This window comes from Bradyrhizobium sp. SZCCHNRI2009, assembly GCF_032485115.1.
GTDB lineage: Bacteria > Pseudomonadota > Alphaproteobacteria > Rhizobiales > Xanthobacteraceae > Bradyrhizobium.
Window position 1 is genome coordinate 647,868 of record NZ_JAUEUH010000002.1, and the last position, 21,131, is coordinate 668,998.

Below are 21,131 nucleotides of genomic sequence, written 5' to 3' on the forward strand. Positions count from 1 at the left end.
AGGAGGTCAAAACAAGTTCGACAGGGAGGTCGCGCGTGACGACATCGGCCGAGCCTCGGCAGGGCATGCCATCGGGCTATCGCATTCTGGATGAAGTGGAGCTTCGCAACTATCTCGCGGAGACGTCGTCGGTGGCTGCGCAGCTTGGCGGAGCAGCCGATCGCTGGGACATCACCGAGGTGGGCGACGGCAACCTCAACCTCGTTTTCATCGTCAAGGGGACGTCTGGCGGTCTCGCGGTGAAGCAGGCGCTGCCTTACGTGCGCCTGGTCGGCGAGAGCTGGCCGCTGCCGCTGTCACGCTCCCACTATGAGCACCTCGCGCTCATCCATCAGGGCCGGCTGGCACCGGGGCTGGTGCCGGCCATCGTTCATCATGATCCGGCGCTGGCGCTGACGGCGATGGAGCTGCTGGAGCCGCACATCATCATGCGCAAGGGGCTGGTCGCGGGCACGATCTACCCGGCCTTCGTCGATCACATCACGACCTTCATGGCGCGGACGCTGTTCTTCTCGTCCGACCTCGCCTTGACGGCTGCAGAGAAGAAGGAGGCGATCGCAAGCTTTGCCGGCAATCATGCGCTGTGCAAGATCACCGAGGATTTGATCTTCACCGATCCCTATCGCATCGCCGAACAGAATCGCTGGACGTCACCGTGGCTCGACGCGACCGCGGCCGACATTCGCGCCGACCTCGATCTGCACGTCGCGATCTCCAGGCTCAAGCTGAAATTCCTGTCGTGTGCCGAGGCGCTGATCCATGGCGACCTGCACACCGGGTCGATCATGGTGACGGACACCGAGACCAAGGTGATCGACCCCGAATTCGCCTTCTACGGTCCGATGGGATTCGACGTCGGTGCGGTCCTCGCCAATCTTCTGATGGCCTATTTTGCGTCCGAAGGACACGAGCAGCGGGCGGGCGAGCGGGAGCACTTCGAGGGATGGGTGCTGGCGGCAGTCGATGAGGTCTGGTCCGGTTTCGCGGACAAGTTCCTGGCGCTTTGGCGCAGCGAGGCGACAGGCGATGCGTATCCGCGGTCACTGTTTCCGGGTGAAGCGGGCGCCGCACGCCTGGAGACCGAGCGTCAGGCCTACGTGGCGAGATTGTTCCAGGACGCCATCGGTTTCACCGCGGCCAAGATCATTCGTCGCATCCTCGGCCTCGCGCACAACATCGATTTCGAACTGATCGAGGACGCCAAGCGGCGCGCGACCTGCGAGGTGCGGGCACTGCGGTTGGCACGGACGCTGATGGTGGAGACGACGACGTTCACGACGATCGGGGCGGTGACGCGGGCTGCCCGCGAGTTGCGCCACTGGCAGCCGGGGCTTTAATTCCGTCGCCTCGGCCTTCTACGTCGTTATGAGGGGCGAGCTGCGCTCGCAACGTTGCGGAAGAGCTCGTAGCCCGGATGAGCGAAGCGACATCCGGGTTTTCCGATACGGCTCGTGTGATCCCGGATGTCGCTTCCGGGCTACGGCAGCGCGCGTCGCAGCACGCTCAATCCGCCGCCTTCGCCCGCAGCCGCTGGGCATAGACGTTGATCACCAGGGCGGCGAGTAGGATCAGGCCGCGGATCAGGATCTTCAGGAAACTGTCGATGTTGACGTGGTCGAGGCCGTTGTTGAGCACGCCGAGCACGAACAGGCCGACGATGGTGTTGCCGATGCCCCCGCGGCCGCCGAACAGGCTGGTGCCGCCGACCACGACGGCGGCGATCGAATCCAGCAGGTAGGTGTCGAACTCGTTCTGCTGCGCGCTGCCGAAATGCGCTACGCCGAGCATGCCGCCGATCCCCGAGCAGACGGCTGAGATCACCATCACGCTGCCGAGGATCAGCTTGACGTTCAGCCCCGAATACTCCGCCGCCTCGCGGTTGCCGCCGACCATGTAGACGTAGCGGCCGAACCGCGTGTAGGTCAGCACGAGGTGACCGAGCAACAGCATCAGGGCGGCCACGATCACGATCCAGGGCACCCCCGCCACGGAACTGGAGCCGAGCGTCGTGATGATGGGGGGAACCTTGTAGGCGATCTGGCCGCGCACCAGCATCGCCGAGATGCCGGCGGCGATCTGCATCATCGCGAGCGTCATGATGAAGGAGGGAATGCCGATCACGGTCAGGCCGAAGGCGTTGACCAGGCCGAGCAATGCGCACAGCGCCAGCGCGAGCAGGATGGCGACAAAACCGGGCATCGGCACGTTGGCGATGTTGACGTAGGACTCCTGCATCGTGAAGTAGGCAACAGCGATGCCGGTCACGTTGGCGATGGCGGCGATCGACAGGTCGATCTCGGCGCACAGGATCACGAAGGTGAGGCCGACCGCGATGATGCCGGTGACCGACACCTGGGTCAGGATGTTGCCGACGTTGTCGAGCGTGGCGAAGGACGGACTCGCGATCGCGAAGAACGCCGTGAGGAAGATCAAGGTCAGGAACGGCGCGATGTTGCGCATCTGCGAGCGCAGCAGCGATGCGACCCCGCCTGCGCGCCGCGACGGCGCCTCCGGCATCGGAACGGTCTCGCCATGCGCCATGACAATCTCCCTACGCCGCCTCGAGCAGACGGTCTTTGCTGATGGTTTCGCCGGCAAATTCGCGCACGACCTCGCCGCGCTTGAGCACGATGACACGGTCGGCCATCGACAGCACCGTCTCGGGCTCGGTCGAGAGCACGATCACGGCGATGCCCTGGTCGCGCAGCTGCCGCACGATTCCAATCACGTCGCTCTTGGCGCCGACATCCATGCCGCGGGTCGGCTCGCACAGCACGAGCAGCCGCGGCGGATGGCTCAGCCATTTGGCGAGCGCGACCTTCTGCTGGTTGCCGCCGGAGAGCAGGCCGAGGTCGATCTCGACATCCGCGGGCCTGATCTGCAACTGCTCGACCTGGCGCTTCGCGAGCGCGCGCTCGTGTGCCGGCTTCAGCAGCACGGCGTTGATGCGGTCGAGGATGCTGATCGAGATGTTCTTGTAGACGGGCTCCTGCAGGAACAGCATGTCGCGCCGGCTCTCCGGCACGAAGGCGATGCCGGCGCGGCGCGCGTCCGCCGTGCTCTTGAAGCGGTTGCGCTGGCCTGATACGCGCAGCTCGCCGGCGTCGGGCGCAAGCTTGCCGAACAGGATGCGCGCCAGCTCGAGCTGGCCGCAGCCCATGAAGCCGTAGATGCCGAGCACCTCGCCGGCGCGCACGGCGAACGAGACGCGCTTCAGATTGCGCGCCAGCGACAGGCCGTCGGCTTCGACGACCACGGGCTTGTCGGCCGTCGGCGCGGGCAGGGTGATGTCGTGGGTGTAGCTGTCCTCCAGCGCATCGCGTCCCTTGCCGATCATGGCCTCGATCAGCGCGGCCTTGCTGGTGTCGGCGGCACGCGTTTCCATGATCTTGCGGCCGTTGCGGAACACCGTGACCTCGTCGGAGATCAGCAGGATGTCCTCGATGAAGTGTGAGATGAAGACGATCCCCGTGCCCTGCTCGCGCAGCTTGCGCAACGCCGCGAACAGCCGCTCGACCTCGGGCGGCGACAGCGCCGAGGTCGGCTCGTCCAGGATGATGATGCGCGCGCCGGAGAACAGCACCCGCGCGATCTCGATCAGCTGCTGAACGCCGATCGGAAGATCGCCGAGCCGGCTCATCGGATCGGCGTCGATGCCGAGCCGCTTGAGCTGCTCGGCGGCCTCGCGTGCCATGCGACGCCACTGCACGATGCCCAGCGCATTGGTCGGCTGGTTGCCGAGAAACACGTTCTCGGCCACGGTGAGGTCCGGCGCGACGCTGAGTTCCTGGTGCACCATCGCGATGCCGGCCGCGCGGGCGTCGCGCACGGAGTTGAAATGAACCTCGCGGCCGTCGAGCAGGAAACGGCCGGAGAAACCGGTGTGCACGCCGGCGATGATCTTCATCAGCGTGCTCTTGCCGGCGCCGTTCTCCCCGACGAGACCATGGATCTCGCCGGGGCGAAGAGTGAAGTCGACGCCGCGCAACGCGGTGACGCCGCCGAACGACTTGGTGATGTCCTGCAATTCCAGAAGAGGCGGGCGGCTGTTCGACATGGGGAGGGACTTCAGATCAGGAAGTGATCCTCCATCCATTGCATGCCGGCGGCATTGGCCTTGGTCACGACGGGTCCGTCGGTGATGACGTGCTTCGGAATGCCCTGGCCGCTCTTTTCGCCGGCGGTGACCGCGGCGACGCCCGCGACGATCGCGCCGCCATGAATGCGGCAGGACGGATTGCGGACGGTCGCGAACATGCGGCCCTCGCTGACCGCCTGGATCGCCGGCGGCATGGCGTCGACGCCGCCGATCAGGATGTTGGTGCGGTTGCGCGCCTTCATGATGTTGTAGGCGGCGAGGGCCATGTCGTCATTGTGGAAGAACGCCGCGTCGATCTGCGGATATTTCGTGAGATAGGTCTCCCACAGCCGTGCCGCCTTCGACACGTCCCAGTCGGCCGGCTGCGTGTCCAGCACCTCGATGTTCGGGAACTGCTTGATCACCGAGTTGAAGCCCTTGGCGCGGCCCTGCGCGCCGGTGTGGCCGAGCGCGCCCTGCGTCATGATGATCTTGCCCTTGCCGCCCATCGCAGTCGCCAGAGCCTGCGTGACCGATGCGCCCATGAACTCGTTGTCGGGTGCGAGGAAGGAGTGGACGTTGATCTGATCGAGCGGCGCGATCAGCGTGTCCATGTCGATCACGGGAATGCCGGCATCGATCATCTTCTGCACCGGCTGAGTCAGGGTTCCGATGCCGAACGCCTGGATCGCGACGAAGTCCCACTTCTGGGACGCCATGTTGTCGATCGCGGCGCGCTGCTTCACCGCATCGAGCTGGCCGTCGAACCAGGTCACCTCGACATTGAGCAGCTTGCCCCACCATTCCGCGGCCTGCTTGCCCTGGGCGCACCAGGTCGCCTGCAAGCCGGCATTGGAGAAGGCTGCCTTGAGCGGCTTTTCGGAGCGGCCCATCTCGGCGGCCATCGCCGGAGTGATGCCAAAGCCGGCGAGAAGGGCCGCCGCAGAGCCCGCGGCAGTCGCCGCCTGGAGAAGATCGCGCCTCGTCGTGGACGTTTTCTTAGTGCCGGACATCCCGTGCTCCCTGTCCCATCGTTGTCCGGCGGCGTCATTGATCGCGCCGCCGAGAGCAGCAGTGTTTCACAACCCCATTGATCACGCCACAGCCGGATGTTGTGCGTTGCACCGAGCGACCTTCGCGCTGCACGCGCGATGTCAGAAAACCGTGATGCGCCCGTGGTACGCGGCAGCGCAGCTTTGGGAGAGAGCCTTTGGCAACAACGACGCGCATCGCCGTGATCGCCGACATCCATCACGGCCGGGATACGCCCACGAAGCGGGGATCGGTGGCGCTGCAATTGCTGGAGCGCTTCGTCACGGAAGTGAACGCCGAAGACATCGATGCGGTCATCGATCTTGGCGACAGGATTTCTGACGAAGATCCCGAGCGCGATCGGCTGCTGCAAAGCGATGTCGCGATGTGCTTTGCGAAGTTGGCATCGACGCATCATCACGTCAGTGGCAATCATGATGTCGCATTGCTCAGCCTCGCCGACAATGAAGCGATCCTCGATCGTCCGAGCGGGTCGCGCGCGGTGATCGTCGGCGATGTCAGATGTGTGTTCTGGCAGCCCGACGTGAGTCTGACTCCGACGCGCGGCTTTCGCCTGTCCGCGAGCGATCTCGACGCGCTGGTCCAGCTGCTCGCCCAGGATGACCGGCCGACCTTGCTCGTCAGCCACGTGCCGTTGTCAGGACATGCTCAGACCGGCAACTACCACTTCGAAGCCAATCCGGGACACGCGGCCTATGCCGAGACCGACGCGATCCGCGCGGCGATCGCGGATGCGCCGTGCCCGATCGTCGGGCTCGCCGGCCATGTTCATTGGAATACGCTGACAACGGTCGATGGCACACCGCATCTGACCTTGCAGTCGCTGACAGAGACGTTCATCTCGGGCGATCCAGCCGAAGCGGCGGGCATCCTCACGATCGGCGATGGTTCGTTGCGCTGGACCGTGACTGGCCGCGAACCGCTGTCGGTGACACTGCCATGGCCGAGGACCAAGGCGCGGTGGTGCGCTCCGTTGTCGTGCTTTGCGACTGCTGCGATGGCCTGAGGTGATTGCGTGTTCAGACAGCGTTCATGCGGCCCGCGATACCGTCAACGGAGAATATCGTGGCGCGCTGCGATGACTGCCAAAAAAATAGAGCAGGGCAGCGGGCCCTGCTCGGAAATTGTGTCGACCCTTTAGATATCCCGCAAGTTCAGATTTGATCTTGTTAAGCGGGGTGACGCTGCTTGTTGCGCGCCAGGGCTCCTCCCGAGACTTGGACCACCAGACTTCCGCAAGCGATAGCCTGAGGCCCGAATTCGTAGACGATCTTCTGGCGTTTGTCATCCTTTTCGGCAACGATTGTTCAAATTTCGCGCACTTCCTGAAATGATCGGTAAGTGCTTGCAATTGACGAGCTTTATTTTCGAGTCTTCTCGCGGTAGGTGCTGAATTACCTTGGAGGCTGGCGTCCCGCGAAGGCCCATCCGGGCGTAGCGGATTGTTCTTAATCAACGACCGCTGGCGAAATGTGCTGACTGTGCCCTGGGCGACCTCGACTCCGGGCGTTCGCTCGGGCACAACAATTCAGTTCATTTGGCAGGCTTTCATGCGGCAGCGGCTGCAGGCGTTTCTCCCGATCATGCTGATCGCACTGATGGTGCAGATCCTGGCGCCGATCGGCGTTGCCTGGGCGGCCGCGTCAGCCGTGGCTGATCCCTTGCACGGCCTCGAAATCTGCCACAGCCAGCCCGGTTCCCAGTCGGTGGACGACGAGTCGCCGGCCAAGCCCGCGCTCCACGGCTGTTCGCTGTGCTGCCTGGCGCAGCCGGTCACCCTGGATGGGCCGGAGCTGTCCGTCATCGCCACGCCGCAACGGGATTCGGGCGAGGTCGTGTGGCGGGCCGGTGATCCGGCCGGCCGGATGACCAAGGCCTTCTCAGACGCGCAGGCAAGGGCTCCGCCCGCAGCGTGACGCCGCGCTGGCCGCTGTGCGGCCCTCATCTCCAAATCGCAAGATTACGACCTGCGTTGTCTGCTCGGCCCTAGCCGTGCGGATACGCGCAAATCGATCAAGCTGGCGCATCGCCGCCAAGAAAAGGATGACGACATGACCTTCCTCGGACGCTCTCTGCTTGCATTCGCTCTCCTGTTGGGAGGATCTTCTGCCGCCTTCGCCGCGGACGTGAAGGCCGGTGACCTCGTCATCACCCAGCCATGGAGCCGCGCCACGCCGGGTGGCGCCAAGACGGGCGCCGGCTATCTGACCATCGAGAACAAGGGCAGCGCGCCGGACCGCCTCGTCGCGGTGACCGGCGCTGTCGCCGGGCGGGTCGAGATTCACGAGATGGCCGTCACCAACGGCGTGATGACCATGCGTCCGCTCGACAAGGGAGTCACGATTGAGCCGGGCAAGACCGTCGCGCTGGCGCCGGGCGGCTATCACCTGATGCTGATGGATCTGAAGAGCCCGCTGAAGCAGGGCGACAAGCTGCCGGTCACGCTGGAGTTCGAGAAGGCCGGCAAGGTGTCCGTGACGCTCGAGGTGCAGGCGGTCGGCGCCAAGGGGCCGGGGGGCGAGGGCGGCAGCATGATGAAGCAGCACGATCATTCCGGCATGAAGATGTAGGCCGGGCGCCTCGCGACTCCGACGGAGGGCCGGCCTCGATGAACCAACGGGTGTTGAACGCCGCCATGACAGCCGGTTCGCGCGCGAGCCGGCTGGTGGCGGCTGACCGCGCCCGACGTCCTGCCAATGTCCGTCAGAAGCTCGGCCGATATCTGCCGGTCGCGCTGCTAGCAATGCTGTTGCAGGTGCTGGCGCCAGTGGCGGCGTCCGCCCTGAGCGCCGCGACGATCGCGACGGCCGATCCGTTCGGCGGGATGGCGATCTGTCATGCCGAGACGGATGCGGCGCCCCTTGGTGGCGATACCGACCGCACCGCCTGCGGCCTTGACTGCGTCATGTGCTGCGTGCTGCACGCCGCCGCGGCGCTCGATGCGCCGCCCGCGCCGTTCGATGCGGCTCCGCTGCGTCTGACGGCGTCCATCGTCTGGACGGCGCGCGAGCTCCGCCTCGTTCATCTGCTCGCCCGGGCACAGGCGCAACCAAGAGGACCTCCCTTCCTCTCCTGAGGACAGAAATCGTCATCGGCCGCAGCCGCGCGCCGATCCGTTTTGAATCAGGAAGACCGGCCGTGCAGAGCCGGCATCGGGGAAGTCAAACATGTTCCGTCGTCATGCCCTGGGTGGTGTGAGCGTGCTCGCACTGCAGCTCTTGCTGCTGCAATCGTCCACGATCGCGCGCGCCGAGACCGAGAAGGAATTGCCGTCCGTCACCGTCGACGCGCCGCGTGCCGCACCACAACGGGCCGTGCGCAAGCCGGTCACGCAGGCAACGTCCGTCCGCGCGCGCGCGCCAAAGCCGGCTGCCGCATCCGTGGCCAGCAGCTCCGGACAGGGAGGAGCGGTGTCCGATCCGGCCTCGGGTGCCGGCGCCGCCCGCAACCAGCTCAGCCAGTCGCCGACCGGCCAGACCGCGACCACGATCGACCGCAGCCGCTACGATGACCGGCCTGCGTTTTCCGTCGGCGACATCCTGCGCGAAAGCCCCGGCGTCTCGCTCAAGCAGGGCAACGGACCGCGCGACCTTGGCATCTCGATCCGCGGCTCCAATGCCCGCAACGGGTTCGGCATCCGCAACATCGTGCTGTTCGAGGACGGATTTCCAGTCACCCAGCCGGACGGGCTGTCGCGCAGCGACCTGATCGATCCCCACGCCTATGGTGCGGTCGACGTGATCCGCGGGCCATCCTCGGCGCTCTACGGCAACTATGCGACCGGAGGCGCGATCAATTTCCGCACCCGCCCGGGCAGCAGCATCGACGGTGCGGAGATAGGCAGCGAAGGCGGCAGCTTCGGCTATCTCAGCAACTACATGACGTTCGGCAAGAAGGTCGGCAATTTCGAGGGCTCGTTGTTCACCAGCGACGTCCGCGGCGATGGCTATCTCGGCAACAGCTGGTTCAACACCCAGACCGTCAACTTCCTCGGCACCTACAAGGCGACGCCGGATGACCGCTTTACGGTCAAGATCATCAACAACGACCTGTTCACGCGGCTGCCAATCCGGTCGTCGCTGAATCAGTACTATCAGAACCCTTATCAGCAGGGCTGCGCGACGTGGACGACAGCAGCCGCGGGCTGCGGCAGCGTCACGTTGTTCAACAACGGGTTCAACAACTCGGCTGGAACTGACAAAGAGACGGCGCTGCAGGCCGGGCTCGGCCGCAACGACCGCCGCACCATCGTCGGCGGGCGCTGGGAGCACGATTTCGACAACAACACGACCTGGCGCAATCAGTTCGTGTTCGATGACCGCAACATCAGCCAGCCGACCGGGTCGACCAGCGCGGTCGGCGACTATCCGTCCTACAACTACATGAGCGACATCACCCGGCGGGGCGAGATCTTCGGCCTGGAATCGACCAGCTTCTTCGGCGCCTTCTACAATACGCTCACCGCGTCCGGAGACACGTTCAACGTCATGCCGGGCGGCAACGGCACGCTCGGCCGCTTGTCGACCAACCTTCTGAGCGAGACGACGAATTTCGGCGTGCGGGCGCGCGAGGAGCTCAAGCTGACGTCGGCCTTGACCGCGGTGGCCGGTCTCGGCTGGGAGCGCACCCACCTTCGCGGCGTGAACACGGCAGGGGGGACCGGGACGACGCTCACGACCGCGGACCGGCAGTTCGACAATCTCGCGCCCGAGTTTGCGCTGCTCTACAAGGTGAACAGCGACTGGCTGGTGCGGGCGCGCGTCGCATCGGGATATGGCACGCCGCAGGTCTCGAACCTGTTTGTGCTCCCGAGCGGCACAGCCGGAAACAACACCAATCTCGCCTCGCAAAGCAATCTCGGCTACGATTTGGGCTTTGACTGGACTCCCAACAAGTCGGTCACCCTGAGCGCAACCGGCTTCTACGAATTCTTCCGCAACGAGATCGTCAACCAGGCAACGCCGGTTGTCGGCGTGACCTATGCGTTCAACGCCCCGCGCTCGGAGCATCGCGGCGTCGAGCTGGCCGCCGACTGGAGATTCCTGCCCGGCTGGCGCTTCACGGCCGCCTACACCTATCTCGACGAGATTTATACCGACTATACGGAGAACCTGACCTCCACGACGGCGCCGACAAGCGGCACGGTCTTCCGCTTCAACCGCGCCGGCAACAAGATTCCAGGGATTTCCCCGAACGAGCTGACGGCCCGACTGGGGTATGATCACGCCAGCGGAAGGCTTGCAGGGCTGGGTGCCTTCGTCGAGGTCCAATGGAAGGATTCCTTCTATATGGACAACGCGAACCTGCTCAGGGCGTCCGGCTACGAGCTGGTCAACCTGAACGTCCACTACAGGACCGAGCTTGCGTCCGAAGCCTTCAAGTCGCTCAACGTCTTCTTCGAGGTCAGGAACGTGTTCGACCGCACCTATATTGCGTCGGCCAACAACATCGCGAACTCGGTCACGTCTGCAGGCGTTCAAAATCCCGCCAGCGTTCTGGCCAATACCACTGGCTCGATCTATGCCGGCTCACCGCGCGCCTTCGTCGCTGGCATGAAGGTGGCATTCCGATGAGGCACAACATGACAAGGACGCCATTGCTTCGAGGCTGCGTCGTCGGACTCGCCATGGCCCTGATGTGGCCGCTGTCCGTACAGGCCCAGATGGCGCACCAGCACGGATCGGAGGCAGCATGCGAGGGCACCGAGCTCCGATGCGCCACCAAGGTGACGCCGTTCTTCGCTGAAGACGGCAAGCTCTGGCTCGTCTGGATGGCCGGAGGACGGGTGTCGGTGGCGGGCTCGACCGACGGCGGGAAAACGTATTCCGCCGCCGTACCGGTCACCGAGCAGCAGCTCAATCTCGACTGGGGGCCCGATGCCCGGCCGAAGCTGGTGGTCGATAGCAAAGGCGTCATAGCGGTGGCGTTCTCGATCTTCCGCGACCAGGCGTTCAACGGGCAGGTGCTGTACTCCCGGTCGGAGGATGGCGGCAAAAGCTTCGCGGCGCCTCGTCCCATCACGTCGAACAACGAAAGCCAGCGCTTCGAGGCGCTGGCGCTGGACCAGGACGGCACCGTCTTCGTGGCGTGGCTCGACAAGCGCAATCGGGTGCCGGCGAAGGCCGCCGGGCGCGCCTACGAGGGCGCGGGATTGTTCTTCTCATCATCGCGCGATGGCGGCGCCACCTATGCCGAAGCGACGCTGGCCCAGGACAACACCTGCGAATGTTGCCGGCTCGGCGTTGCCTTCGCGGGGCCGGGACGTCCGGTGGTGATGTTCCGCAACATCTTCGAAGGCAGCGTGCGCGACCACGCCGTGATCACCTTCAGCGACCTCGCCAAACCGGGCGAGGTCTACCGGGTCAGCACCGATGATTGGCAGATCAAGGCCTGCCCGCATCAGGGGCCGAGCCTGACCGTGTCGCCGGCGGGCACGTATCATGTCGCCTGGTTCACAAGCGGCAAGGTTCGCAAGGGGCTGTTCTACGCGCATTCGCGCGACGGTGGCCGGACGTTCTCGGAACCCATGGCGATCGGCCAAGCCGACCGCAATCCGACGCGGCCCTATGTGCTCGCGACCCAGGACAGCACGACGCTGGTGTGGAAGGAGTTCGACGGCGAGCGCACCACGGTGATGGGAATGCAATCGCGGGACGATGGCGAGACGTGGTCGAAGCCGCGCGCCCTTGCCAGCACGGACAATGCGTCGGATCACCCGCTGCTGGTCGCCCATGGCAGGCAGATCTTCCTGTCCTGGATGACCAAGTCGGATGGCTATCGGTTGCAGCCGATCGGAGATGAGTCATGAAACGCCCATTCGCCGCCCTTGCGATCTTTGGCTTCGTCGCCTTGACGGCGTCGAGCACCGCAGCACCGCCATCGCTCAAGCCGTTCGAGCGCGGCACCTGGCGCGAGGTGCTGCGGGCCCATGCGGGTCGTCCGACGCTGATCCATTTCTGGGGCGTCACCTGCGGCCCCTGCAAGATCGAGCTGCCGCAGCTCGGCAAGTTCATGTCCGATCATCCCGAGATCGACGTGGTCACCGTCAGCGCCGATTTGGTGCCGAACCTGAACGCTGCGACCCAGACCATGCTGGACAAGGCCGGACTCACCACGGCGGAGAACTTCATCTTCAACGACGGATATGTCGAGCGTCTCCGGTTCGAGATCGATCCGTCCTGGCAGGGTGATATCCCGCGCACGATACTCGTGACCCGCGAGGGCGCGGTCTCGACCATCGAAGGCAGCGCCGAGATCGGCGATCTCGACAAATGGTCCTCGGAGCAGGGGCGGGGGCACTAAGACGGCCGGGGCGCGGGGATCTTGCCCGGTCGCCCTGCGCGAGCCTCATCACGGCGACGTGCGCCGTTCATCCTCCACTTCAGCGGAACCGGTAAATTGATTGGGAATCCGGCGGCTTAGCCGCCTTTTTTCAAACCCAGCCTTGTGTTTTGCCGCCTGATCCGGTTTGACTGCGCCAGATCGAACCGAATCTCGAAGGCCTCGCCCATGCGTCTGTCGCGGTTTTTCCTGCCCATTCTGAAAGAAAATCCGAAGGAAGCCGAGATCGTCTCGCATCGCTTGATGCTGCGCGCCGGCATGCTGCGGCAGGAGGCGGCCGGCATCTATGCCTGGCTGCCGCTGGGCTTCAAGGTGCTGAAGAAGATCGAGCAGATCGTGCGCGAGGAGCAGAACCGCGCCGGAGCGCTGGAACTGCTGATGCCGACATTGCAGCTCGCCGACCTCTGGCGCGAGAGCGGCCGCTACGATGCCTATGGCCCGGAGATGCTGCGTATCAGCGACCGCCACAAGCGTGAGTTGCTGTACGGGCCGACCAACGAGGAAATGATCACGGAGATCTTCCGTGCCTATGTGAAGTCCTACCGCAACCTGCCGCTCAATCTCTATCATATCCAATGGAAATTCCGCGACGAGCAGCGTCCCCGCTTCGGCGTGATGCGCGGCCGCGAATTCCTGATGAAGGACGCCTATTCGTTCGACCTCGACGAAGCCGGCGCGCGGCGCGCCTACAACAAGATGTTCGTCGCGTACTTGCGCACCTTCGCGCGGATGGGCCTGAAGGGCATCCCGATGCGCGCCGAGACCGGTCCGATCGGCGGCGATCTCAGCCACGAATTCATCGTGCTCGCGGAGACCGGTGAATCCGGCGTCTACTGCGACCGCGACGTGCTCGACCTGCCGATCCCGCCGGCGTCCGTCGATTATGACGGCGACCTGACGCCGATCATCAAGCAATGGACGTCGCTCTATGCGGCGACCGAGGACGTCCATGACGCCGCCCGCTTCGAAGCCGAGGTGCCGGCTGAGCGGCGGGTCCATACCCGCGGCATCGAGGTCGGCCAGATCTTCTATTTCGGCACCAAATATTCCGAGCCGATGAAGGCGCTGGTCGCGGGCCCCGATGGGGCGGAGGTGGCCATCCACGGCGGCTCCTATGGCGTCGGCGTGTCACGGCTGGCTGGTGCGATCATCGAGGCCTGTCACGACGACGCCGGCATCAGATGGCCGGAGGAGGTCGCTCCGTTCCGCGCCGTGATCCTCAACCTGAAGCAGGGCGGCTCCGACACCGATGCTGCCTGCGAGCAGCTCTATCGCGATCTCCTGGCCAAGGGGGTCGACGTGCTCTACGACGACACCGAGCAGCGTGCCGGCGGCAAGTTCGCCACGGCGGACCTCATCGGCATCCCCTGGCAGATCATGGTTGGCCCCAAGAGCCTCGCCGAGGGCAAGGTCGAGGTGAAGACCCGCAGCGACGGCGCCCGCCAGATGATGTCCCCCGCGGACGTCGTGGCACGGCTCGGCGGCGGGACATTGGCTGGCTGAGACGCGCGTTCGATCATCGGATTATCCACCGGGGCTGCCCGTCCCCTTCAGGCCAATCCGGCCACATTCGGCCCGAATCATGGGATGATCGCACAATGGATGACGCCATGACCGAACCGGTGCAGACCACCACCCCCTTCGCTCCCTTCGAGTGGATGCTGTCGGGGCGCTATCTGCGCGCGCGCCGCAGGGAAGGGTTCATCTCCGTCATCGCGGGGTTCTCCTTCCTCGGCATCATGCTGGGCGTCGCCACCCTGATCATCGTGATGGCGGTGATGAACGGCTTCCGCAAGGAGCTGCTCGACAAGATCCTCGGTCTGAACGGGCATCTGCTGGTGCAGCCGCTGGAGTCGCCGCTCACCGACTGGAAGGACGTCTCCGAGCGGATCGCGCAGGTGCAGGGCATCCGACTTGCCGCGCCGGTGGTTGACGGACAGGGTCTGGGCTCGTCGCCATTCAATGCGTCAGGCGTGTTCATCCGCGGCATTCGCGCGCAGGACCTCACGAACCTGACGTCGATCGCCAAGAACATCAAGCAGGGTTCGCTGGAAGGTTTCGACGAAGGCCAGGGCGTCGCGATCGGCCGCCGGCTCGCGGACCAATTGTCGCTGCATGCCGGTGACAGCATCACCCTGGTCGCCCCGAAGGGCGCCGTGACGCCGATGGGCACCACGCCGCGCATCAAGCCCTACAAGATCGCGGCGGTGTTCGAGATCGGCATGTCGGAATACGACGCCAGCTTCGTCTTCATGCCGCTGGCCGAGGCGCAGGCCTATTTCAACCGCAACAACGACGTCACCGCGATCGAGATCTTCACCAGCAATCCCGACAAGGTGGAGGAGTTTCGCAAGACGGTCACCGAGGCGGCCGGCCGCCCGATCTTTCTCGTCGACTGGCGCCAGCGTAACTCGACCTTCTTCAATGCGCTGCAGGTCGAGCGTAACGTGATGTTCCTGATCCTGACCTTGATCGTGCTGGTCGCCGCGCTCAACATCGTTTCGGGACTGATCATGCTGGTCAAGGACAAGGGCCAGGACATCGCCGTGCTGCGGACCATGGGGGCTTCGCAGGGGGCGATCATGCGGATATTCCTGATCACCGGCGCCTCGATCGGGGTGGTCGGCACGCTCACCGGATTCGTCGTCGGCCTCCTGATCTCGATGAACATCGATTCGATCAGGAAGTTTTTGTCCTGGCTGACGAGCACCGATCTGTTTCCCAATGAACTCTATTTCCTGTCGAAGCTGCCGGCTGAGATCGATGCCGGCGAGACTGCGGCCGTTCTGATCATGGCCTTGACCCTGTCTTTCCTGGCTACGCTGTATCCATCCTGGCGCGCGGCCCGATTAGACCCGGTCGAAGCGCTTCGCTACGAGTGAGGCGCTGATGGACGAGCAGGGGGCCGAGGATGTGCCGGTCGTTTATCTCCACGAGATCAAGCGGCGGTACATGCAGGGTGAGCAGCAGCTGACCATTCTGGATGGCGCCAAGCTGGCGCTGTGGGCCGGTCAGTCGGTGGCGTTGGTGGCGCCGTCGGGCTCGGGCAAGTCGACATTGCTGCACATCGCGGGTCTCCTGGAGAGTCCCGACGAGGGCGAGGTCTATGTCGGGGGCGTGCCGACGTCGCAGTTGACCGACATCGAGCGCACCCAGATGCGCAGGACCGACATCGGTTTCGTCTACCAGTCGCACCGGCTGCTGCCGGAGTTCACGGCGCTGGAGAACGTGATGCTGCCGCAAATGATCCGCGGCTTGAAACGGTCCGAGACGGTGAAGCGGGCGACCGAGATCCTGGCTTATCTCGGGCTCGGCGAGCGCATCAAGCACCGCCCGGCCGAGCTCTCCGGCGGCGAGCAGCAACGCGTCGCGATCGCGCGTGCGGTCGCCAATGCGCCGCGTGCGCTGCTGGCGGACGAGCCGACCGGCAATCTCGATCCTGGCACCGCCGATCACGTCTTTCACGCGCTGATGCAGCTCGTGAAGGCCACGCGGGTCGCGATGCTGATCGCGACCCACAACATGGAGCTGGCCGGCCGCATGGACCGGCGCGTCTCCATCGTCGGCGGCAAGGTCGTCGAGCTCGACTGAGTCCGGCCGCAGTCAGGGCCTGATCACCGTCATCTTGAACGGCTCGCGATGGACGGCGGCATGGGCGACCGCGTCGTTGGCATGGTCGAGGTCGAAACAGGTCGGCTCGAACTGCGCGAGGTCGAGCAGTCCGGCCCTGATCAGTCCCACCATCTTCACTGTCGCTGTCGGCGGGCACATCCAAACGCCGCGGATGGTGATGCAGTCGCGCATGATCCAGGGATAGGGCAGCTCGAGCCCGGGGCCGCCGAGCATGCCGACTCCGCCCATCAACACCACGCGCCCATAGGGACGTACGGTCATCACGGCGGTCCGCACGACCTTGGTCGTGACCGAGGGCGGCATGATGTCGAGCACGCAGTCGATCGGGCCGGGCGCGGCGCGCTTCATGCGCTCGGTGTCCTCGCTTTCATGGCCCGACAGCCTGACTGGATGGATGCGTGCGCCGAACCGGCGCTGGAGCTCGGCCAGCATGGCCTCGTTGCGACCGGGCGCCACGACCGCAGCGGCGCCCATGGCGAGCGCCACCGCGACTGCGGCGCTGCCGAACCTGCCGGTGGCGCCGCTGACCAGCACGGTCTCGCCCGCCTGCAGATTGGCGGCAAGAAAGCCGCCATAGGGCACGAGCAGGGTGCCGAGCGCGCACCACCGCGCCGCGTCGCGGGCATCGATGACACCGATCGGCTTGGCGTTCTCCGTTGGCAGCCGCATGCGCTCGGCGAACGAGCCGTGCCGGAAATGCCGTTGTAGCTTGAGCCCGCCCGGTCCGCGCGCGCTCAGGCCTTGCAGGGTTATGTCGGGGGCGAGCGCATTGTCACGTGAGCGCACCGTCGGATCGCAGAACACCCAGTCGCCAATCGCAAGATGCGTGGCATCGGGGCCGAGCGCGCTGACCCTGCCGATGCCGCTCGTTCCCGGGATGACCGGCAGTTCCAGCAGATATTTGCGTTCTCCGCTGAACACTTCATTCGCATAGGACAGCACGCCGGCCGCGGCGATGTCGACGATGACCTCGCCGGTGCCGAGCACGGGGTCTTCGACATGCTCGATCTCGAGCGGCGATCCAAATCGTTTGAGCACGGCGGCCTTCATGGTCCTTCTCCATTTTCGCGATGGCGAGGGTCCAGTCTGACGGTCTATGCTGCGCACAGGAAGGCCTGGTATTATCCTAGGATTAGACAAGCCCAGGCTGGCCGCACCGCCTAAGGGGCGAACCATGAGTGATCCAGGATATGAGTGATCCAAGACATGCCGAGCTCGGAAACTTCCTGCGCTCGCGGCGCGAGAAGCTGACGCCGCAAGCGGTCGGGCTCGCGGCCGGGCGGCGGCGACGCACCGCAGGGCTGCGGCGGGAGGAAGTGGCCGAGCTCGCTGGCATCGGCGTCGACTGGTACATCCGAATCGAGCAGGGCCGTGCGGTGAAGCCGTCCTCATCCACCATCGATGCGCTGGCGCGCGCCCTGCGCCTGAGCCGAACCGAGCATGCTCATCTCAAGGCGCTGGTGCGCGATCCTGCGCGCAAGCCGTTCGTGCGCGAGCAGGTGCCGCCCCGACTGCGCGAACTCGTGCAGAGTCTGAACCAGCCGGCCTACATCTCCGGACGGCGATGGGACGTGCTGGCCTGGAATGCCGCGGCGGACGAGATCTTCGGCTTCTCGCAACTCGCCGACGATGAGCGCAACACGTTGGTGCTGATGCTGTGCAAGCCCGGCGTGCGCGGGCTGTTCGGCGCGCAATGGAAGGAGCTGGCGCAACGCATGGTCGCGCAGTTTCGCGCGACCTATGATCTGTGGGCGGGCGATCCCGCCTTCGTCGATCTGATCGCGCGGCTGCGGCGTGGCAGCCGCGAGTTCGATGGCTTGTGGGCGGCGCACGACGTCAATGCGCTTGCTGCGGGCGAAAAGCTGCTCGAGCATCCGAAGAAGGGCCGCGTGAGGCTGCGATACGCGACCTTCCAGTCCAACGACGATCCCGCGCTGAAGTTGGCGATCTACTACACGTGATGACGATGCCGCTCCGGACGAGCGTGCATTCCGCGTCGGCCGGGAAGCACCACACATTCGTCCGCTTTGCGCATGATGATGCTACGCATTCGCAAGACTCGTCGTGCTGCCCTGAAGAATTCACGACTGAGACGTGACAGGGGTCGTTCCGTGACCGGGAGTTTCCCGATCACGATTTTGCCGTCGCTCGCATTGTGGCCATGGATGGACGCCGGCCACGACTCCTCCTTACATCTTATTAGTTGTTTGTTCATGTTGCCGGCAAAGCCTTGAAAAACAGGCATTTGCGTCCAATCCCATAAAAGCCGGAAAGAATGGTTCTGATCTGCACATCGGTTGATGTCGGCGGAGCGAATGCGGGTGGCATAGTCGCTTCGTCGCGCTGCATGTTTTTCGCACGGAACCAGGGGGCCTGGGGACTTTGGGACAGAAGCTACGGAGTTCGATGATGAAGACGCTTTTCGGCGCAACGGTGGGGCTCGGCGCAATCGCCGCGGCGACGTCTGCATTCGCAGCTGATCTTCCAATGAAGAAGGGGCCGTACACCAAGGCGCCGCCCGCCGTCGTGGCGACGGTGTATGACTGGAGCGGCTTCTATGTCGGCTTCAACGCCGGCGGAGGTTCCAGCCGGGATTGCTGGAATCTGGTTTCGAACGCCGGTGTGGCGGTGAACCCGGCAGCCAACCGCGAAGGCTGCTCCGGTGGCGGCGGCGCGGCCGTCGGCGGCCAGGTTGGCTACCGCTATCAGATGGCCAACTGGGTGTTCGGCGTCGAGGCGCAGGGCGACTGGGCGAATTTCAAGGGCACGAATCGCAACCTGATTCTTCCCAATGTCAGCGACCGTTCACGCACCAACGGCTTCGGCCTGTTCACCGGCCAGGTCGGCTATGCCTTCGACAACATTCTCGGCTATATCAAGGGCGGTGCCGCGGTCGTCGGCGATCGCTACGACACCTTCACCACGGGCACCAACGTGATGCTCGATCGCGCCAACACGACGCGTTGGGGCGGTACGATCGGTGCCGGCCTCGAATATGGCTTTGCGCCGAACTGGTCGGTCGGCGTCGAGTACGACCACATCTTCCTGGGCAACAAGAACCTGAACTTCGTCGCCGCGGCCGGCGCGCCCGCGATGACTCATCGCATCAAGCAGGATGTCGACATCGGGCTCGTGAAGCTGAACTACAAGTTCGGTCCGGGTTTCGGGATGATGCGCTGACGCAACGTCACCCTCGATTGCTCCGGTTCGTCGAAGCCGCGGCTTCGACGAACCTTCGATGGTGTGGCCTGAGACGGCGGCTCGCTGCGTCGAAGGCGGGGACGGGTCAGTCCTCTTCGAACACGAATGGGTTGGGGAACGGCGCGTAGGGATTCGGCGCCGGCGGACGCGGCCTGATCCGCTGCCTGTGCGGATACGGATAGGGCGTCGCGCGCGGGTCATTGCTGACACCGGCGAAATAGGGGTTCGCGATGCAGTTCAGCAGGCGTCCCGACGCCGTCGCCTGGCATTGCGCGTAAGTGTCGAAGGTGCAGTGGCTCAAGCCCGGAAACTCATCACCCTGCAGACAGAACGCATGCCTGACACCGACGGCGTGAGCCGGCGCATGGGTTGCGACCACGAGGCCGGCTGCAGCCAGGGCCGCAAATAAAACCTCACGCATCAACGATCTCCCTTCATCCCTTGATGACCAGAACGCGCGCGCTTCATGGCGAAGCGCCGGCGCGACGGCCCTCACGCGTGTGTAGTCGGTCGGCCCTCGATTGCAAGCTGGAAAGTTCCATCAACACACTGTGATTAAAGATTAATTTCCTAACATGTCTCGTGGCCTTTCAGCAGCGAGCTGTGACTGAGCGGCTACAGCAATTGTGGCGCAGATCGGTAAGAGGTGCGGCTGGCCTGGGGGCCAAATGAGACGAGACTGGACCTGTGATGAAGAAACTTCTGTTGACGACGACGGCGCTCGTGGTGCTGGCCTCGCCGGCGCTTGCCGCGGATCTCGCTGCGCGTCCCTACACGAAGGCACCGCCGCCGGTGATGGCTGCGATCTATGACTGGAGCGGCTTCTACATCGGCGCGAACGGTGGCGGCGGCTGGAGCGAGAACACCTGGGATCTGGTCGGCGGCGGCCGCGAGGGTTCGCATGATGCATCCGGCGGCACCGTCGGTGGCCAGGTCGGCTATCGCTGGCAGATGGGCCAGATCGTGTTCGGCGTTGAGGCGCAGGGCAACTGGGCCGACCTCACCGGCGACAATCAGAGCGCGCTGTTCGGAACGCGTAACCGCACCAAGACCGATGCGTTCGGCCTGTTCACCGGCCAGGTCGGCTACGCCATCAACAACGTGCTGCTCTACGCCAAGGGCGGCGCGGCCGTGACCAGCAACAAGTACACGATCACCAACGCGGCGACCGGCGCGTTCCTCGCCTCCAACGACGACACGCGCTGGGGCGGCGTGGTGGGTGCTGGCGTCGAATACGGCTTTGCGCCGAACTGGTCGCTGGGCGTCGAGTACGACCATCTGTTCATGGACCGCCAGACCGTCAGCTTCGGCGCGCTCGGCTCCGACAGCATCAAGCAGGACGTCGATCTGTTCACCGCCCGCCTGAACTACCGCTTCGGCGGCCCGGTCGCGACGCGGTACTGAGTCGATCCTCGCTCGATCGGCCGATTGGAAAGCCCCGGCGTTCGCGCCGGGGCTTTTTGTTTGCGGAGGCGGGTTAACCATTTGCTGTGCCGGCGCGGCGATGAGCCGATCAGCGCGCTTGACCTGAGAACAGAAAAGGAACATTGTTCTTCATATGTTCTGACTCAGGGAGGTCCCGATGCTGAAGGTTTTCGTTCAAGAAGCCGCCGCGCTGGCGTCGATCACGCTGTTCGTCGGCATGATCGCGCTCTGGGCGCAAATCATTCCACAGCTTTAGTTTTCCGAGCGCGGCGGCTGGGGACAAGGCAGGCGAGGGCGCCGGACTCGCCGGAGGTCGTCCGATATGATGCGGAGCGAGTCGGTCGGGGTCGGGGGCATGGCGGTTCATGACTTCGAGCCAAGCCCAAGGCTTGGCCCCGCA

Annotated in this window: 19 protein-coding genes; 14 read left to right on the plus strand and 5 right to left on the minus strand. The window is 64.7% G+C overall.

The annotated features are described in order from the left end of the window. The first annotated feature begins 35 nt into the window (after positions 1-35). The gene (mtnK, locus tag QX041_RS10560; protein ID WP_315827166.1) at positions 36-1,337 is read left to right on the plus strand and encodes an S-methyl-5-thioribose kinase; all 1,302 of its coding nucleotides are present in this window, start codon (positions 36-38) and stop codon (positions 1,335-1,337) included. A gap of 166 nt (positions 1,338-1,503) precedes the next feature. On the opposite strand, the gene QX041_RS10565 is transcribed toward mtnK, so the two are convergent. Genes QX041_RS10565 through QX041_RS10575 form a run of 3 tightly spaced genes read right to left on the minus strand, consistent with a single transcriptional unit; the run spans position 1,504 to position 5,091 of the window. Then, positions 1,504-2,541 carry an ABC transporter permease gene (locus QX041_RS10565; RefSeq protein WP_315711566.1) on the minus strand — a complete coding sequence of 346 codons (1,038 nt, stop codon included), beginning with the start codon at positions 2,539-2,541 and terminating at the stop codon, positions 1,504-1,506. A 10-nt stretch (positions 2,542-2,551) separates the two neighbouring features. Then, positions 2,552-4,057, minus strand: a complete 1,506-nt coding sequence (locus QX041_RS10570) for a sugar ABC transporter ATP-binding protein (protein WP_316165230.1) — start codon at positions 4,055-4,057, stop codon at positions 2,552-2,554. A gap of 11 nt (positions 4,058-4,068) precedes the next feature. Then, the gene (locus QX041_RS10575; RefSeq protein ID WP_315827164.1) at positions 4,069-5,091 is read right to left on the minus strand and encodes a sugar ABC transporter substrate-binding protein; all 1,023 of its coding nucleotides are present in this window, start codon (positions 5,089-5,091) and stop codon (positions 4,069-4,071) included. A 197-nt stretch (positions 5,092-5,288) separates the two neighbouring features. Between QX041_RS10575 and QX041_RS10580 the strand changes: the two genes are divergently transcribed. From QX041_RS10580 to QX041_RS10625, 10 genes are all read left to right on the plus strand, one after another. Beyond that, the gene (locus QX041_RS10580; protein ID WP_316165231.1) at positions 5,289-6,137 is read left to right on the plus strand and encodes a metallophosphoesterase family protein; all 849 of its coding nucleotides are present in this window, start codon (positions 5,289-5,291) and stop codon (positions 6,135-6,137) included. Positions 6,138-6,681: 544 nt separating this feature from the next. After that, positions 6,682-7,047 carry a DUF2946 family protein gene (locus tag QX041_RS10585; RefSeq protein ID WP_316165233.1) on the plus strand — a complete coding sequence of 122 codons (366 nt, stop codon included), beginning with the start codon at positions 6,682-6,684 and terminating at the stop codon, positions 7,045-7,047. 135 nt (positions 7,048-7,182) lie between these two features. Then, positions 7,183-7,701, plus strand: coding sequence for a copper chaperone PCu(A)C (locus tag QX041_RS10590; protein WP_315711574.1), 519 nt, complete (start codon positions 7,183-7,185; stop codon positions 7,699-7,701). A 65-nt stretch (positions 7,702-7,766) separates the two neighbouring features. Further along, positions 7,767-8,207, plus strand: a complete 441-nt coding sequence (locus QX041_RS10595; protein WP_316159535.1) for a DUF2946 family protein — start codon at positions 7,767-7,769, stop codon at positions 8,205-8,207. Between the two features lie 91 nt (positions 8,208-8,298). Further along, positions 8,299-10,704: a TonB-dependent receptor gene (locus QX041_RS10600; protein ID WP_316165235.1), complete on the plus strand. Its 2,406-nt coding sequence runs from the start codon at positions 8,299-8,301 to the stop codon at positions 10,702-10,704. 8 nt (positions 10,705-10,712) lie between these two features. Then, positions 10,713-11,939: a sialidase family protein gene (locus tag QX041_RS10605; protein WP_410051862.1), complete on the plus strand. Its 1,227-nt coding sequence runs from the start codon at positions 10,713-10,715 to the stop codon at positions 11,937-11,939. After that, positions 11,936-12,433: a TlpA disulfide reductase family protein gene (locus QX041_RS10610; RefSeq protein WP_316165236.1), complete on the plus strand. Its 498-nt coding sequence runs from the start codon at positions 11,936-11,938 to the stop codon at positions 12,431-12,433. Before QX041_RS10605 ends, QX041_RS10610 begins: the two co-directional genes overlap by 4 nt. Before the next feature lie 207 nt (positions 12,434-12,640). Then, the gene (gene proS, locus QX041_RS10615) at positions 12,641-13,975 is read left to right on the plus strand and encodes a proline--tRNA ligase (RefSeq protein ID WP_316165237.1); all 1,335 of its coding nucleotides are present in this window, start codon (positions 12,641-12,643) and stop codon (positions 13,973-13,975) included. A gap of 95 nt (positions 13,976-14,070) precedes the next feature. After that, positions 14,071-15,354, plus strand: coding sequence for a lipoprotein-releasing ABC transporter permease subunit (locus QX041_RS10620; protein ID WP_315711581.1), 1,284 nt, complete (start codon positions 14,071-14,073; stop codon positions 15,352-15,354). 7 nt (positions 15,355-15,361) lie between these two features. After that, on the plus strand, positions 15,362-16,063 hold the full coding sequence (locus tag QX041_RS10625; protein ID WP_231324716.1) for an ABC transporter ATP-binding protein: 702 nt from the start codon (positions 15,362-15,364) through the stop codon (positions 16,061-16,063). Between the two features lie 12 nt (positions 16,064-16,075). Here QX041_RS10625 and QX041_RS10630 read toward each other — a convergent pair whose 3' ends face one another. Next, positions 16,076-17,155 carry a zinc-binding alcohol dehydrogenase family protein gene (locus tag QX041_RS10630; RefSeq protein WP_316165239.1) on the minus strand — a complete coding sequence of 360 codons (1,080 nt, stop codon included), beginning with the start codon at positions 17,153-17,155 and terminating at the stop codon, positions 16,076-16,078. Positions 17,156-17,295: 140 nt separating this feature from the next. Here QX041_RS10630 and QX041_RS10635 point away from each other — a divergent pair, with 140 nt between their 5' ends. Then, positions 17,296-18,066 (plus strand): helix-turn-helix transcriptional regulator, encoded by a 771-nt coding sequence (locus QX041_RS10635; protein WP_315750904.1) that lies wholly within the window; start codon positions 17,296-17,298, stop codon positions 18,064-18,066. Positions 18,067-18,511: 445 nt separating this feature from the next. After that, positions 18,512-19,285 (plus strand): outer membrane protein, encoded by a 774-nt coding sequence (locus tag QX041_RS10640; RefSeq protein WP_315711586.1) that lies wholly within the window; start codon positions 18,512-18,514, stop codon positions 19,283-19,285. A gap of 106 nt (positions 19,286-19,391) precedes the next feature. Here QX041_RS10640 and QX041_RS10645 read toward each other — a convergent pair whose 3' ends face one another. Further along, a complete protein-coding gene (locus tag QX041_RS10645) occupies positions 19,392-19,727 on the minus strand; it encodes a DUF3551 domain-containing protein (protein WP_315711587.1) in 336 nt (111 codons plus the stop codon). Positions 19,728-19,996: 269 nt separating this feature from the next. On the opposite strand from QX041_RS10645, the gene QX041_RS10650 reads away from it, so the two are divergent. Continuing rightward, positions 19,997-20,710, plus strand: a complete 714-nt coding sequence (locus QX041_RS10650; RefSeq protein ID WP_315750905.1) for an outer membrane protein — start codon at positions 19,997-19,999, stop codon at positions 20,708-20,710. Positions 20,711-21,131 lie beyond the last annotated feature (421 nt).